The organism is Pseudomonas sp. TREG-RG-20F-10-E-6-01 (assembly GCF_022662455.1).
Classification (GTDB): Bacteria; Pseudomonadota; Gammaproteobacteria; order Pseudomonadales; family Pseudomonadaceae; genus Aquipseudomonas.
Map to the genome: position 1 here is coordinate 399,220 of NZ_JAKNQP010000002.1, position 13,524 is coordinate 412,743.

Consider the following 13,524-nt stretch of genomic DNA (forward strand, 5'->3'; position numbering starts at 1 on the left):
CGCTTTAGCCTGAAGGTCTTCGCGTGCTTGCAGGAAACCAGAATATGTCGCCGCTGATTCGCTTACTCGCCAGCTTTGTCGCCCTGATGATGGCCATGGGCATTGGACGCTTCGCCCTCACACCACAAATGCCGCATCTGCTGAGCGAAGGGCAGATCGACCTGACCGGCGCAGGCCTGATCGCTGCCGCCAATTACCTGGGCTACTTTGTTGGCGCGGTGGATTCGATCTTCGCCCGCAGTCACCACCACGTGCGGGGGCGGATGTACGGCGGGTTGTGGCTGTGCGTACTGCTGACGCTGGCGTCGTATTGGGCGCAAGGGTTTTGGCCGCACCTGCTGCTGCGCTTCGGCACGGGTGTCGCGAGTGCCTGGGCGTTGGTGATGATCACCAGTTTGAGCCAACCGCTGGCAATTGCCGCCGGCCGTCCACGCTTGGGAGCCCTGGTATTCGCCGGGCCAGGGCTGGGGATTTTGCTCACCGGTCTACTGGCTTTGGGCTCGAACCTGCTTGGACAAAGTTCGGCCTCACTGTGGCTGGTGTATGGCGTGGTGGCGTTGGTCATGCTGCTGGCTATCCTGCCGTTCTTGCCTCAGCCGATGCCCGCCGTCGCACACACTGCCAGTGCAGGCAGCAATCAAAGCAATGCGCACCTGTGCTGGATCTACTTTCTGTACGGTCTGGGCTACATCATCCCGGCGACCTTTCTGTCGCAGATGGCCAGCGCGCAATTCAACGGCGCCTGGCAGGCGGATCTGTTCTGGCCATGCTTTGGTCTGGCGGCTGCCGTTGGCGTGGTCGGGGTGAGCTTGCGCCGCAATAACACGCACACCACCCGCCGCTGGCTGATGACCACCTTGTGGCTGCAAGCGACCGGCGTGTTTGCCTGCTTGCTGGGCAACGGCTGGGGCCTGGCGCTGGGCGTTTTGCTGTGTGGTACGCCGTTCCTGGCGTGCATGATGCTGGTGATGCAACGCCTGCGTGAGGTCGCGCCCCACGGCTATCAGCGCAGCACCGGGCTGCTGACCGCCAGCTTCGCCATCGGTCAATTGAGCGGCCCGCTGCTGGCCTCGGTGAGCAGCCACCTGAGTGGCGGCCTGCAACCGGCCCTGGTGATTGCCGGCGCAGGCCTGCTGGTGGCCGGTGCGCTGCTGCTGCGCCCTACCGTCTCACTCAGCCAGCCACCAGTGGCGCCGGTACGCGAACCTGTTCTCGGCGCGCCAGCACCAGGAAAAACAGCCCACCCAGCAAGCACCCGGTAAACCAGGCGAAGTTGGCCATGCCCTGCAACGCCGGGGTGAAGGTGATCGCAACGCCCGCCAGCGTCGCGGGCACCAAGGCTTTGACCGCGGTCCAGTTCACGCCGCCGTCGAAGTAATAGCGCCCGCTGGGGCTGTCATCGAACAACGCGGCCACATCGATCTTCTGTTTTTTGATCAGGTAGAAGTCCACCAACAGGATGCCGAACAACGGCCCGATACACGCCGCGAGGATGTCCAGCGTGTAGTGAATCATCAGCGGGTTGTTGAACAGGTTCCACGGGGTGATGAAGATCGACGCCACCGCCGCAATCATTCCACCGGCGCGCCAGCTGATTTTGCTCGGCGCGACGTTGGCAAAATCAAACGCCGGCGAGACGAAGTTGGCGACGATATTGATGCCGATGGTGGCGGTCACGAAGGCAAACGCGCCGAGCAGCACGGCCATGCTGTTGTCGATACGCGAAACGGTGGCAATCGGGTCATGCAGCATTTCACCAAACACCGGCAAGGTGCCCGAAACGATAACGACGGTGACCAGTGAGAACGCCAGGAAATTCACCGGCAGCCCCCAGAAATTACCGCGACGCACGTCGTGCATGCTGCGGCAGTAGCGGCTGAAATCGCCGAAATTCAGCGTTGGCCCGGAGAAATAGGACACCACCAGCGCCGTCGCCACGATCACCTGCCCAAAAGTCTGCCAGCCCGAGAGGGATTTTTCCGCCAGGGTAAAGCTGATATTCGCCCAGCCGGCCTTCCACACAATCCAGCCGGCCAGGGCAAACATCACCGCGTAGACCACCGGCCCCGCCCAGTCGATAAAGCGCCGGATGGATTCCATCCCAGCCCAGAATACGGCGGCTTGCAATACCCATAAGGTGAGGAAACTGAACCAGCCCAAGTAGGACAGGCCTGCAAAATGCGGCTCTGCATATACCGCCATCTGCGGGAAAAAACGCAGCACCACGATGATCAGGGCACTTGAGGCCAGATACGTTTGAATCCCGTACCAGGCCACCGCGATCAGGCCGCGAATCACCGCCGGAATATTTGCTCCGAACACGCCAAAGGCCAGCCGGCAGATGACCGGATACGGCACCGCCGCTTGCTGGCTCGGCTTGGCGACAAGGTTGGCAATCAACTGCACGATACAAATACCCGCCAGCAAGGCGATCAGCACCTGCCAACTGGCCAGCCCAAGCGCGAACAAGCTGGCGGCAAACACGTAGCCGCCGACGCTGTGCACGTCACTCATCCAGAAGGCGAAGATGTTGTACCAGGTCCACTTTTGCGGCAGCGGGCCCAGGTCCTGGTTGTACAGGCGCGGGCTGTAGCCTTTGGGCAATTGTTCGGTCATCGCTTGGCTCCTCGAAATACCGGCCTGCGCTGCCGTAACGGTGTGCATACGGGAGGCGACCTGGTTTGTATACGAGGTGTTCAGCAGAATGCGTGCCAATGGCACACAATCCCTCTGGAACGGTGCTCCAAAGGGATTCAGGAAGCGCTAAAGGATGGGGCTGCGCTCAGCAACGGTGCACATGGATCCTGTACACAATCAGCGTTGCACCCGATGTGCACACAGGTACCCGACCGTGCAGCAAATGGCAGTCAGGACGGTACCCCAAGCCATATCCATGAGCGCCAATTCAGCGGACCAGCCCTGCAGCGTCGCCCAATTGCTCAGGTCATACGTGCCGTAGGCCACCAGACCAAGCAGGGCTCCCAACCGCGCTGCGCGCTGCCAACTGCCGCTCGGCAGGACCACAAACACCACACACCCGATGGCATACAGCAGGTAGAACACCACGGCGGGGAACAGGCGCGGCTGATCGAGCATCAGCGAGCCAAGCAGGGATTTGTAGGTCGGGCCCATGAGGACGCCGAGCCAGAGGCCGTCGAGCACCAGAAACGCAAGCAAGGTGCCGAGGTAAGCGAACAGGGTTTTCTTGGACATTGAAGCGACCTCTGCTGGAGCTGGCTTGCCAGCGCTGGCCTCCCTCAGGACACCACGAAAACCACTGGCCTCGTCGCCGGCGAGCCGGCTCCTACAGAAGAACAAAGCGCACTCAGCTTAGTTCAATGCGATCCGCGTGAATCACAATCTGACCTTGCTTGTAGAGCGCACCAATGGCCTTTTTGAAGTTGCCTTTGCTGACACCGAACAAGTTGCTGATCACCGCCGGGTCGCTTTTATCGCTGACCGGCAGAGTGCCGTTGTTTTCACGCAACTTGGCAAGAATCTTCGAGTTCAGGCTGGAGGCCGCTTCCTGCCCAACCGGCTGCAGGCTCAGGCTGATGTTGCCATCGGCGCGAATCTCTTTGATAAAGCCTTTCTCTTCCTTGCCCGGGCGCAGGAACTTGAACACTTCGTTTTTGTGGATCAGGCCCCAGTGCTTGTTGTTGATGATTGCCTTGAAGCCCATGTCGGTGGCTTCGGCCACCAGCAAGTCGACTTCCTGGCCCACATGGTAGTTGGCCGGTGTCTTGTCCAGGTAGCGATCCAGCCGCGCGGTGGCGGTGATGCGCTTGGTGTGCTTGTCGAGGTAGACGTGCACCACGCAGTATTCGCCGGCGGTCAGCTGACGTTTTTCTTCTGAATACGGCAACAACAGATCCTTGGGCAAACCCCAATCGAGGAATACACCAATGCTGTTGACTTCGACGACTTTCAAACTGGCGAATTCGCCGACTTGAACTTTCGGCTTTTCAGTCGTTGCGATAAGTTTGTCGTCGCTGTCCAAGTAAATGAAAACGTTAAGCCAGTCTTCATCTTCACTGGGAATATCTTTCGGGATATACCGATTGGGCAAGAGGATTTCGCCATCTTGCGCACCGTCCAGGTACAAACCAAAGTTAGTGTGTTTTACCACTTGCAAGCTGTTGTAGCGCCCGACTAAAGCCATTTCCAAATACCCTCGTTACGTGGGCGGCATTCTACCCGAGTTGCGCCCGACACGCGCGCGCACCTGAAAAATCGCGGGCTGGCGTGGCGTTCCAGTGGCACCGCCCCACTCGTCAGATCAGATCCTTGAATTTTGCCGCCAGCCAGGCACTGATCCCTCAAGTGGTTTCGAATTAAAACAGTAAGTTAGGCGACTATTTCACCGACAAACTTCGATAATTACCGCCTGACCCAACAATTCCCAGGGGATATTTGCCAAGCAATTGTCAAGTATTTCCTGTACGATGCCTGGCCAAGTTAATTTTCTACAGGTTAGTGGCCGCCATGCGCGTAAAAGCATCCAACAGCAAAGCAAAGCCAGCTCCAGCCGTTGAAACCAGCGAATCGATCAACAGCCAGATTGCTGCGTTCCTCAAGTCCGGCGGCGAAATCCAGCAAATTGCCAAGGGCGTCAGCGGCCAGACTTTCGGCCCGTCCAAGCAAATCAGCCTGGGCAAAAAGTAAAACCCGCGCAACATCCGCCCGCGTTGCACCTAGTCCCTAAGCGTCTTGCCCTCAAGGCGCCAGGACTAGAGCTCGAAATACCCTCTGTGCATCACCCTGCAGTGCGCTAATCGACGAACGGGCCTCACCTTCAGGCGTTCGCCGGTATGCTTGCACACGTCTAGTACGGGCATCTGCCCGATTTCCTCTGTCACTGCTCCTCGCTTTTCATGGAGTGAAGCATGCTCAAGCCCTGCTTTTTTCTGATAACTGCCCTTGCGGCGACCCCTTTAGCGCAAGCGCAGGTTTTCCAGCGTGAACTGGGCGATTTCGACCTGAAACTGGGCACGACGCCAAGCCGCAGCATGGCCCAAGGCCTGGTAAAGCCGACTGCCCCCGGCAGCGACTCATTTCACGGCGGGCTGGACCTGAGCCATGACAGCGGCCTGTATATCGGCCAGTTCTCACCGAATATGGGGCTGTCGTCGGCCAATAACCTTGAAGTCGATTCCTACCTGGGTTTCAAACGTCCCTTCGACAAAACGCTGGGCTACGAAGTCGGCTTGATTCACTACAGCTATCCCAAGCTCAGCCCTCTGGACAGCCAGGAGTTTTACGGCGGCCTGAACCTGCTGGGCAATCGCTTCGGCGTCTCCTTCAGCAACGACCCTGATCGCCAGGACAGCACGTTGTTTGCCGACCTCGGCGGCACGCAGCCTTTCGGCATCGGCGTCAGCGTGAAGTACACCACCCATCAGTTGGGCACCCCGGCTTCGGTGGAAGGCGGCTCGATCAGCAGCTTCAGCGATTGGTCGGTGCAGTTCTCCCGCGCGTGGAAAGGCATCGACCTGAACCTGATCTACAGCGATTCGAGCCTCAGCGGTGGCGATTGCTCGGCCTACTCCGGACACAATTCGCAATGCGACGGCCTGTTGACCTTGAAGGCGGCGCGGTCGTTTTATTGACGGGCTGAACTGTCGCACCTCGCTCAGGTTCACATGCATTAACCCTCTCTGCGCAAGGACTCGCCCATGCTGCGTCGGCTTAAATTACTGGTGGTATTGCTGACCCTGAGCCTGGTGCTCGCCGGCTGCAATCGCGTAGGCCTGGCCTACCGCAATCTGGATGTCATTATCCCCTGGACCCTCAACGACTACCTGGACATGAACGCCGGGCAGAAGAGCTGGCTCAACGACACACTCAAGGAACACCTGGCCTGGCATTGCACCACTCAATTGCCGGGCTACCTGGACTGGCTTGATCGCCTGCAACAGATGGTCGACAACAATCAGGTTACCGACGCCGCACTGCAAACCCGTACCGTCGAGGCCAAACAGGCGATAGCCGAGGTGGCGCGGGAAATCACGCCGTCAGCCATCCAACTGCTGCAAGGGTTGGATGACCAGCAGGTCAAGGAAATGAGTGACGCCCTGGCCAAGGACCTGCGCAAGCGCCAGGACGAATACCTCAAGCCGCCCTTGGCGCAGCAGATCAAGGAGCGCGCGCAACGCATGAGCAAACGCCTGGACGCCTGGATCGGCCCGCTCAGTGACAGCCAGCAGAACCGTGTGACGGCCTGGTCTATCGCTTTGGGCGAACAGAATCAGGAATGGATCGGCAACCGCGCCCGCTGGCAGGCGCAATTCATCGCCGCGGTGCAGCAGCGCCACAGCGCGGACTTCCCGCAGAAGATGCAGCAATTATTGGTGGATCGCGAAAGTCTGTGGACCCCGGAATACAAGGCTGCCTATGCGCGGACGGAAGCGGCGGCACGCAGTCTGATTGTCGACCTGATGGCGGAAAGTACGCCGCAGCAGCGCATGAAACTGACGCAAAAAATTGACGGCGTACGCAGCGATTTCAAGGCCCTCAAATGCCTGAAGGCTACCGCCAACTGAGGTTGGCAAGGGGGACAAGTCCCCCTCGCTCAATTGATCGACGGATTACCTGTCAGGCAATCTGCGCCTTCGACGCCACTTCATCAAACGTCGCCGGCTCCAGCGCATCCGACTGGTCATCGAGCACCTGACGCGGGTGGTCATTGCCAGGGATAGAGCTGTCAATCAGCGCCAGCAGTTGCGCACCGCGCGCGGTCAGGATGAAGTTCTCACCGTTTCCGCCCTCTTCTTCTGGCCGTGACTCAATAAACCCGCGCTTGAACAGCAGCGCCTCATAATCCGCGGCGGTCTTTTTCAGCGTGTCCAGGTTACCGGTGGCTTCACCCGCCGTGGCCTTCTCGGCAGCTTCCTGCTCGGCATACTTGCGCGGGGCAAAGCTGCCTTCGCCGTTCTGCACTTCATGCAGCAGACGTTCGATCAAATCCCAATTGTAAGTCGTCATCCTGATTCCTCCTGCAGGCCGGTAGGAAAGTAGCCCGTCTACAGGTGTGACATGCCCCGTCACTGGCCGTTCAGCTGGATAGACCGCCGTCATTTCTCTGAACTTTCCAGACGTTCACCACCTCAACTGAACACACTGCCAAGGAAGTCCGACCATGAAAACCCTGATGAACCTGGCCATCGCCGCCACGCTGCTGACTGCCCTGCCCGCTTGGGCCTGTACGCCTGAAGAAGCCACGGCAAAACGTGAGCAACTGGCGCAGGAGGTGACCAGGCTCACCCAGCAAAACCCCGCCAAAGCCAAGGAAATGAATGCAGAGCTGCAGAAGATGGATATGGACACGACCTCTGCCGCCCTGCCAGACAAATGCCAATTGATCGATCAGCGCCTTAAAGACCTGGATAAAGCAGCCGCCGAGACAAAAAACTGAAGCCCAAAAAAAACCGGACATCGTCCGGTTTTTTTATATCGGTGCAGCCTTACTCGGCAGCCGGCGCTTCTGGCTTGCGGCGCTTGAGCGGCGCCATGCCGTCCTTGCTGACGAGCGACAGGTTGTCGGTCTTCGGCCGGTTGGCAATCTTGCGCTTGGTCGGCGACTTGGCACCGGCTTTCTTCTTGTCGCCCTTGGCGTCGACTTTTTTCTTCTTCACGCCAACCGCCTTGCCCGACGCCTTGACCTTCTTCGGCCCGGTGTAGGTGCCTTTGACTTCCTTGATGGTGCGGCGCTCGAACGACTGCTTGAGGTAGCGCTCGATGCTCGACATCAGGTTCCAGTCGCCATGGCAGATCAGCGAGATTGCCAGGCCATCATTACCGGCACGCCCGGTACGACCGATACGGTGCACGTATTCGTCGCCGCTGCGCGGCATGTCGAAGTTGATGACCATGTCCAGGCCGTCCACGTCCAGACCGCGCGCAGCCACGTCAGTGGCCACCAGGATCTTCACGCCGCCAGCCTTCAGGCGGTCGATGGCCAGCTTGCGGTCCTTCTGGTCTTTCTCACCGTGCAGCACAAACGCTTTGTAATCCTGTGCCACCAGGCGACCGTAGATACGGTCCGCTGCAGCGCGGGTGTTGGTGAACACGATGGCCTTCTGGTAGGTCTCGTTGGCCAACAGCCAGTTGAGGATCTGTTCTTTGTGCACGTTGTGGTCGGCGGTGACGATCTGCTGACGCGTGGTGGCGTTCAGGTCGCTGACGTTGTTGACCTGCAAGTGCTCAGGGTTGTTCAAGACCTTGGCGACCATGTCACGCAGGGTCGAGCCGCCGGTGGTGGCGGAGAACAGCATGGTCTGCTGGCGATTGACGCATTCGGCCACCAGGCGCTGCACGTCATCGGCAAAGCCCATGTCGAGCATGCGGTCGGCTTCGTCGAGCACCAGCACTTCGACTTCCTTGAGGTCGAGGTTGCCGGCGTTGAGTTGCTCGATCATGCGGCCTGGGGTGCCGATCAGAATGTCCGGGACCTTGCGCAGCATGGCGGCCTGAACCTTGAAGTCTTCGCCACCGGTGATCAGGCCGGATTTGATGAAGGTGAACTGCGAAAAGCGCTCGACTTCCTTCAAGGTCTGCTGGGCCAGCTCGCGGGTCGGCAGCAGGATCAGGGTCTTGATGCTGACGCGGACTTTGGCCGGGCCAATCAAGCGGTGCAGAATCGGCAGGACGAAAGCGGCGGTTTTGCCACTCCCGGTTTGAGCCGTCACCCGCAGGTCACGCCCTTGGAGCGCGAGCGGGATGGCCGCTGCTTGCACAGGCGTAGGCTCGACAAATTTAAGCTCGGCCACGGCTTTGAGCAGGCGTTCGTGCAGGGCGAATTGGGAAAACACGGGTGCTACCTCGAAGAAATACAAAATATCAGCTGCATAGGGTAACGGTTTCGGGCGTCCAAACCGAGTTTCTTTACGCGAACGGGGCTAATCAGCTGCTTTTTTGTCAGCTCATTTGTCTACAACGTCAACTTTGTCGCACTTAAATGCTCTAATCGGCCCGTGTTGTCTTACAGAAGAATCGGTTTCACCCATGGATATCAAACAGTTCTGGCTCAACGTCCAAGACCTTTGGGGCGCCCTCGATCAACACCCGCTACTGCATGCAAGCCTGGGTTTGCTGGTGTTGCTGGTAGTCGCCCTGCTGCTCGGCCGGGTCGCGCGCTACCTCATCCTCCACGCCGTCAAATTGCTCGGCCGGCAACCGGCGCTGCACTGGCTTAATGATCTGCGGCACAACAAAGTCTTCCACCGCCTGGCACAGATGACGCCGTCCCTGGTGATTCAGTTCGGCCTGTATCTGGTGCCGGACCTGAGCAAAACCGCCACGCTGTTTATCGGCAACGTCGCCCTGGCATTCACCATCCTGTTCATGACGCTGGCCGTGAGCGCCCTGCTCAATGCGCTGCTGGATATCTACGCACGTACCGAACATGCCCGCACTCGCTCGATCAAGGGCTATGTGCAATTGGCGAAAATGGTGCTGTTCGTGTTCGCTGCAATCATTATCGTCGCCACGTTGATCGACCGTTCGCCGCTGTTGCTGCTGTCGGGGTTGGGTGCGATGTCGGCGGTGATTCTGTTGGTGTACAAGGACACGCTGCTCTCGTTCGTCGCCAGTGTGCAATTGACCAGCAACGACATGCTGCGGGTCGGCGACTGGATCGAGATGCCTCAGGTCGGCGCCGACGGTGATGTAGTGGACATCACGCTGCACACGGTCAAGGTGCAGAATTTCGACAAGACCATCGTCTCCATTCCTACCTGGCGCTTGATGTCAGAGTCGTTCAAGAACTGGCGCGGCATGCAGGCGTCCGGCGGTCGCCGCATCAAGCGCAGCCTGTACATCGACGCCAGCGGCGTGCGTTTTTTGCGTGACGATGAAGAAGTGCGCATGACCCAGGTGCACTTGCTCACCGACTACATCAGCCGCAAGCAGGCTGAGCTCAAGGCGTGGAACGAGGCCCAGGGCAATAGCGCGCAACTCTCTGCGAACCGCCGCCGCATGACCAACTTGGGCACCTTCCGCGCCTATGCCCTGGCCTACCTTAAAAGCCACCCGGACATTCAGCCGAACATGACCTGCATGGTGCGCCAGATGCAAACCACCGCTCAGGGCGTGCCGCTGGAAATCTACTGCTTCACGCGCACCACGGCGTGGGCGGATTACGAGCGCATCCAGGGGGATATTTTTGATTACCTGCTGGCGGTGCTGCCGGAGTTCGGTTTGAGCCTGTATCAGCAGCCAAGTGGCAATGACTTGCGCGCGGGCATGTTGCCGGCGGTGCTGGGGGCCAGTCATCTGCCGACCTTGGAACACAGCGCGGTATAACACCAACGACCTTCTGTGGGAGCGGGCTTGCTCGCGAACGCGGAGAATCAGTCAACCGATCACTGACTGACCCACCGCCTTCGCGAGCAAGCCCGCTCCCACAAAGGGGTTCAAGATTGGGCTAACCCTTTACGTACGCCCAACCGGCTGATCCACACCGCCGCCAAAATCACCAACCCGCCCAACGCCAGCCGCCCCAGCGGTTCATGCTGGTTCCAGATCAGCAAGTTCAGCAGCAACCCCACCGGCATATGCAGATTGTTCATCACCGCCAGGGTGCCGCCGTTGACCAGGCAAGCGCCCTTGTTCCACCAGTACATGCCCAACGCGGTGCTGACCAACCCGAGGAACACCAGCACGCCCCATTGCAGGGGCGCCTGCGGCAGGAAGTCGGCCTTGCCGAACAGCAGGAATGCCGGCAACACCACGATCAAGGCGCCCAGGTAGAAGTAGCCGAAACGTCGGTAATGCGGCAGGTCGCTTGGATAGCGCGCCACCAGATGTTTGTACATCACCTGCCCGGCGGCGTAGGTGAAGTTGGCCAGTTGCAACAGCAAAAAGCCGCCGAGGAAGTGCGGCGTGATCTGGTCAAAGCGAATCACTGCCGCGCCGCCCACCGCCACCAGCGCCGCGATCAGCGCCCAAGGATTGAAGCGACGGTTAAGCGCGTCTTCGATCAGCGTCACGTGCAACGGCGTGAGGATGGTGAACAGCAACACTTCCGGCACCGTGAGCACCCGAAAGCTCAGGTACAGGCACACGTAGGTCACACCAAACTGCAGCGCGCCGATCACCAGCATGCCGCGCATGAACCTTGGCTCTACCGAGCGCCAGCGGGTCAGCGGGATGAACACCAGCCCGGCCAGCACCACGCGCACCAGCACGGCGAAATAGCTGTCGACGTGACCGGCGAGGTATTCGCCGATCAAGCTGAAGGAAAAAGCCTGAATCAGGGTGACAACCAGTAAATAGCCCATGCGCGCCTCGTTTCGAATGGGCGCGACTTTAAGGGTTTTCGGTGTTTGAAGAAACTCGAGGCAAAAAAAACCCGACCTCGCTAAAGCGGCAGTCGGGCAGGAGCACTCAGGAGCAACAAGTGCAAAGGGAGGTTCGATACGCGTACTTGAAGGGTTTGCGTGGGGCGATATAAACACCGCGCGATTATGTGACGATTAAACGATCAAGCGACCTGTGCCAGCAGCGCCTTGGCGTGGTTAATGCCTTTTTCCTGGAAGTCCCCGCTCAGGTTCACCCCTTCAGCATGAATGAAGGTCACGTCGTGAATACCGATAAAGGCCATGACCTGACGCAGGTACGGTTCCTGATGATCGGAGCTGGCGCCGGTGTGGATGCCGCCGCGCGCGGTCAACACAATCGCGCGCTTGCCAATGAGCAAACCCTGAGGGCCGGTGGCGGTGTACTTGAAGGTCACACCGGCGCGCAACACGTGGTCCAGCCAGGCTTTGAGGGTGCTGGGGATCGCGAAGTTGTACATCGGCGCCGCCATCACCAGCACATCGGCGGCGAGCAGTTCGTCGGTCAATTCGTTGGAGCGGTCCAGGGAGGCTTGTTCGATGCCGCTGCGCTGTTCGGCGGGTTTCATCCAGCCGCCGAGCAGGTTGGCGTCCAGGTGCGGAACCGGGTTAAGCGCCACGTCACGCAGGGTGATCTGATCCGTCGGATGAGCGACCTTCCATTGGCTGATGAATTGCTGGGTCAGCTGACGGGAGATCGAATTCTGTTGGCGTGCGCTGCTTTCGATGATCAGAACATTGGACATGGCTGGGTAGGCTCCATCTGTAAATGCTGTAAGGCGATGGAGAAAAGATTAACCAGGGCTCATTCGATAAAAAAGCGCAAAAAACTGCTACAACCCATCTAGAAATTTGTTTATAAGCGGAGTATTGCTGTGAGCATGCTCCGCTGCTGCTTTATTTTGGGGCACATGCCAGCGCGATACGCATCTTGATAATGGCGCGACTGAACTTGACCGTGGTGTTGGTGCTTTTGCCCGCCGCCACCGTGACCTTGCGATTACGCGGCGATTCCGGGCCGTTGGTGAAGGTTACCGAACACACCGCGTCATTGGTGCCGTAGTTGTTTAGCCGGATCGAACTGATGTCGCCGTCCACGTCGGTCGCGGTGTAGTCCACTTGCACGCCGTCGATCTTTTTCGTGACGTCGATGGGGTAGGCGAATGCGCTCATCGGCAGCAGCGCCAGCAACACACAACAGAATTTTCTCATTCGGCAGTCTCCAATAAGGACCGCCAGCTTAGGACAAGAGGAGCTCATCTTGAAAGCGCCCCGCGTTACCCTCGATCAATGGCGCACGCTGCAAGCCGTGGTCGACCACGGCGGCTTCGCCCAGGCGGCTGAAGCGTTGCACCGTTCGCAGTCTTCGGTGAGTTACACCGTTGCTCGCATGCAAGACCAACTCGGCGTGCCGCTGCTGCGCATCGACGGACGCAAGGCGGTGCTCACCGACGCCGGTGAAGTGTTGTTGCGCCGCTCGCGGCAACTGGTGAAAAACGCCAGCCAACTGGAAGACCTTGCCCACCACATGGAACAGGGATGGGAAGCTGAGGTGCGGTTGGTCGTGGATGCCGCTTACCCCAATGCACGCCTGGTTCGCGCCCTTACCGCCTTTATGCCGCAAAGCCGTGGCTGCCGCGTGCGCCTGCGTGAAGAAGTGCTGTCGGGCGTCGAAGAGTTGCTGATGGATGGCATGGCCGACCTGGCGATCAGCGGGTTCATTATCCCCGGCTACCTGGGCACGGAAATGAGCGATGTGGAATTTATCGCCGTGGCCCACCCGGACCATTCGCTGCATCGCTTGAACCGTGAGCTGAGCTTCCAGGACCTGGAAAGCCAGATGCAGGTGGTGATCCGCGACTCCGGCCGCCAGCAACCGCGAGATGTGGGCTGGCTTGGCGCCGAACAGCGCTGGACCGTCGGCAGCCTGCCCACCGCCGCGACATTCGTCAGCAGCGGCCTGGGCTTTGCCTGGCTGCCCCGGCACATGATCGAGCGCGAACTCAACGATGGCCTGCTCAAGCAGCTACCCTTGGAGAAAGGCGGCAGCCGCAACCCGACGTTTTATCTGTACGCGAACAAGGACAAACCCCTGGGCCCAGCCACACAGATCCTCGTGGAATTGCTGCGCACCTTTGACACCGCCCCCCTGGACGCGCCTTACGCCGCTCCCCAGCAAGCCTGAAAC

At 59.4% G+C, this 13,524-nt stretch carries 15 protein-coding genes; 7 read left to right on the forward strand and 8 right to left on the reverse strand.

The window, feature by feature from the left end; translation table 11 throughout:
- The first annotated feature begins 44 nt into the window (after positions 1-44).
- A complete protein-coding gene (locus tag L8K08_RS08240) occupies positions 45-1,262 on the forward strand; it encodes an MFS transporter (RefSeq protein WP_242195709.1) in 1,218 nt (405 codons plus the stop codon).
- On the opposite strand, the gene L8K08_RS08245 is transcribed toward L8K08_RS08240, so the two are convergent.
- From L8K08_RS08245 to L8K08_RS08255, 3 genes are all read right to left on the reverse strand, one after another.
- On the reverse strand, positions 1,174-2,616 hold the full coding sequence (locus tag L8K08_RS08245) for an NCS1 family nucleobase:cation symporter-1 (RefSeq protein WP_242195713.1): 1,443 nt from the start codon (positions 2,614-2,616) through the stop codon (positions 1,174-1,176). The two genes, L8K08_RS08240 and L8K08_RS08245, sit on opposite strands and share 89 nt — an antisense overlap.
- 198 nt (positions 2,617-2,814) lie before the next feature.
- On the reverse strand, positions 2,815-3,213 hold the full coding sequence (locus tag L8K08_RS08250) for a DUF2177 family protein (RefSeq protein WP_242195716.1): 399 nt from the start codon (positions 3,211-3,213) through the stop codon (positions 2,815-2,817).
- A gap of 112 nt (positions 3,214-3,325) precedes the next feature.
- Complete coding sequence (locus L8K08_RS08255) at positions 3,326-4,162, reverse strand: S1-like domain-containing RNA-binding protein (RefSeq protein ID WP_242195719.1); 837 nt, start codon at positions 4,160-4,162, stop codon at positions 3,326-3,328.
- 323 nt (positions 4,163-4,485) lie between these two features.
- On the opposite strand from L8K08_RS08255, the gene L8K08_RS08260 reads away from it, so the two are divergent.
- From L8K08_RS08260 to L8K08_RS08270, 3 genes are all read left to right on the forward strand, one after another.
- A complete protein-coding gene (locus L8K08_RS08260; protein ID WP_003193095.1) occupies positions 4,486-4,665 on the forward strand; it encodes a hypothetical protein in 180 nt (59 codons plus the stop codon).
- A 221-nt stretch (positions 4,666-4,886) separates the two neighbouring features.
- Positions 4,887-5,609, forward strand: a complete 723-nt coding sequence (locus tag L8K08_RS08265; RefSeq protein ID WP_242195722.1) for a TorF family putative porin — start codon at positions 4,887-4,889, stop codon at positions 5,607-5,609.
- Between the two features lie 66 nt (positions 5,610-5,675).
- A complete protein-coding gene (locus tag L8K08_RS08270; RefSeq protein ID WP_242195725.1) occupies positions 5,676-6,542 on the forward strand; it encodes a DUF6279 family lipoprotein in 867 nt (288 codons plus the stop codon).
- Between the two features lie 52 nt (positions 6,543-6,594).
- Here L8K08_RS08270 and L8K08_RS08275 read toward each other — a convergent pair whose 3' ends face one another.
- Positions 6,595-6,984, reverse strand: a complete 390-nt coding sequence (locus L8K08_RS08275; protein ID WP_145158993.1) for a transcriptional regulator — start codon at positions 6,982-6,984, stop codon at positions 6,595-6,597.
- 154 nt (positions 6,985-7,138) lie between these two features.
- Here L8K08_RS08275 and L8K08_RS08280 point away from each other — a divergent pair, with 154 nt between their 5' ends.
- Entirely contained in the window at positions 7,139-7,414 is a 276-nt protein-coding gene (locus tag L8K08_RS08280) for a hypothetical protein (RefSeq protein ID WP_242195727.1), read from the forward strand.
- Positions 7,415-7,463: 49 nt separating this feature from the next.
- Here L8K08_RS08280 and L8K08_RS08285 read toward each other — a convergent pair whose 3' ends face one another.
- Positions 7,464-8,810 (reverse strand): DEAD/DEAH box helicase, encoded by a 1,347-nt coding sequence (locus tag L8K08_RS08285; protein WP_106576386.1) that lies wholly within the window; start codon positions 8,808-8,810, stop codon positions 7,464-7,466.
- Positions 8,811-9,003: 193 nt separating this feature from the next.
- On the opposite strand from L8K08_RS08285, the gene L8K08_RS08290 reads away from it, so the two are divergent.
- The gene (locus L8K08_RS08290; RefSeq protein ID WP_119742212.1) at positions 9,004-10,302 is read left to right on the forward strand and encodes a mechanosensitive ion channel family protein; all 1,299 of its coding nucleotides are present in this window, start codon (positions 9,004-9,006) and stop codon (positions 10,300-10,302) included.
- 110 nt (positions 10,303-10,412) lie between these two features.
- Here L8K08_RS08290 and L8K08_RS08295 read toward each other — a convergent pair whose 3' ends face one another.
- The 3 genes from L8K08_RS08295 to L8K08_RS08305 all read right to left on the reverse strand — a co-directional run bounded on the left by L8K08_RS08295 (position 10,413) and on the right by L8K08_RS08305 (position 12,548).
- Positions 10,413-11,279 carry a carboxylate/amino acid/amine transporter gene (locus L8K08_RS08295; RefSeq protein WP_242195730.1) on the reverse strand — a complete coding sequence of 289 codons (867 nt, stop codon included), beginning with the start codon at positions 11,277-11,279 and terminating at the stop codon, positions 10,413-10,415.
- Between the two features lie 203 nt (positions 11,280-11,482).
- On the reverse strand, positions 11,483-12,082 hold the full coding sequence (locus tag L8K08_RS08300) for an FMN-dependent NADH-azoreductase (RefSeq protein ID WP_242195734.1): 600 nt from the start codon (positions 12,080-12,082) through the stop codon (positions 11,483-11,485).
- Between the two features lie 151 nt (positions 12,083-12,233).
- Positions 12,234-12,548, reverse strand: a complete 315-nt coding sequence (locus tag L8K08_RS08305) for a 3-phosphoglycerate kinase (protein ID WP_145159001.1) — start codon at positions 12,546-12,548, stop codon at positions 12,234-12,236.
- A 49-nt stretch (positions 12,549-12,597) separates the two neighbouring features.
- On the opposite strand from L8K08_RS08305, the gene L8K08_RS08310 reads away from it, so the two are divergent.
- The gene (locus L8K08_RS08310; RefSeq protein WP_145159004.1) at positions 12,598-13,521 is read left to right on the forward strand and encodes a LysR family transcriptional regulator; all 924 of its coding nucleotides are present in this window, start codon (positions 12,598-12,600) and stop codon (positions 13,519-13,521) included.
- Positions 13,522-13,524: the final 3 nt, after the last annotated feature.

Excerpts from the sequence above, each read along its gene's own strand:
- L8K08_RS08240 (WP_242195709.1), top strand. The coding sequence starts at position 45 with ATGTCGCCGCTGATTCGCTTACTCGCCAGCTTTGTCGCCCTGATGATG.
- L8K08_RS08245 (WP_242195713.1), bottom strand. The coding sequence starts at position 2,616 with ATGACCGAACAATTGCCCAAAGGCTACAGCCCGCGCCTGTACAACCAG.
- L8K08_RS08250 (WP_242195716.1), bottom strand. The coding sequence starts at position 3,213 with ATGTCCAAGAAAACCCTGTTCGCTTACCTCGGCACCTTGCTTGCGTTT.
- L8K08_RS08255 (WP_242195719.1), bottom strand. The coding sequence starts at position 4,162 with ATGGCTTTAGTCGGGCGCTACAACAGCTTGCAAGTGGTAAAACACACT.
- L8K08_RS08260 (WP_003193095.1), top strand. The coding sequence starts at position 4,486 with ATGCGCGTAAAAGCATCCAACAGCAAAGCAAAGCCAGCTCCAGCCGTT.
- L8K08_RS08265 (WP_242195722.1), top strand. The coding sequence starts at position 4,887 with ATGCTCAAGCCCTGCTTTTTTCTGATAACTGCCCTTGCGGCGACCCCT.
- L8K08_RS08270 (WP_242195725.1), top strand. The coding sequence starts at position 5,676 with ATGCTGCGTCGGCTTAAATTACTGGTGGTATTGCTGACCCTGAGCCTG.
- L8K08_RS08275 (WP_145158993.1), bottom strand. The coding sequence starts at position 6,984 with ATGACGACTTACAATTGGGATTTGATCGAACGTCTGCTGCATGAAGTG.
- L8K08_RS08280 (WP_242195727.1), top strand. The coding sequence starts at position 7,139 with ATGAAAACCCTGATGAACCTGGCCATCGCCGCCACGCTGCTGACTGCC.
- L8K08_RS08290 (WP_119742212.1), top strand. The coding sequence starts at position 9,004 with ATGGATATCAAACAGTTCTGGCTCAACGTCCAAGACCTTTGGGGCGCC.
- L8K08_RS08295 (WP_242195730.1), bottom strand. The coding sequence starts at position 11,279 with ATGGGCTATTTACTGGTTGTCACCCTGATTCAGGCTTTTTCCTTCAGC.
- L8K08_RS08300 (WP_242195734.1), bottom strand. The coding sequence starts at position 12,082 with ATGTCCAATGTTCTGATCATCGAAAGCAGCGCACGCCAACAGAATTCG.
- L8K08_RS08305 (WP_145159001.1), bottom strand. The coding sequence starts at position 12,548 with ATGAGAAAATTCTGTTGTGTGTTGCTGGCGCTGCTGCCGATGAGCGCA.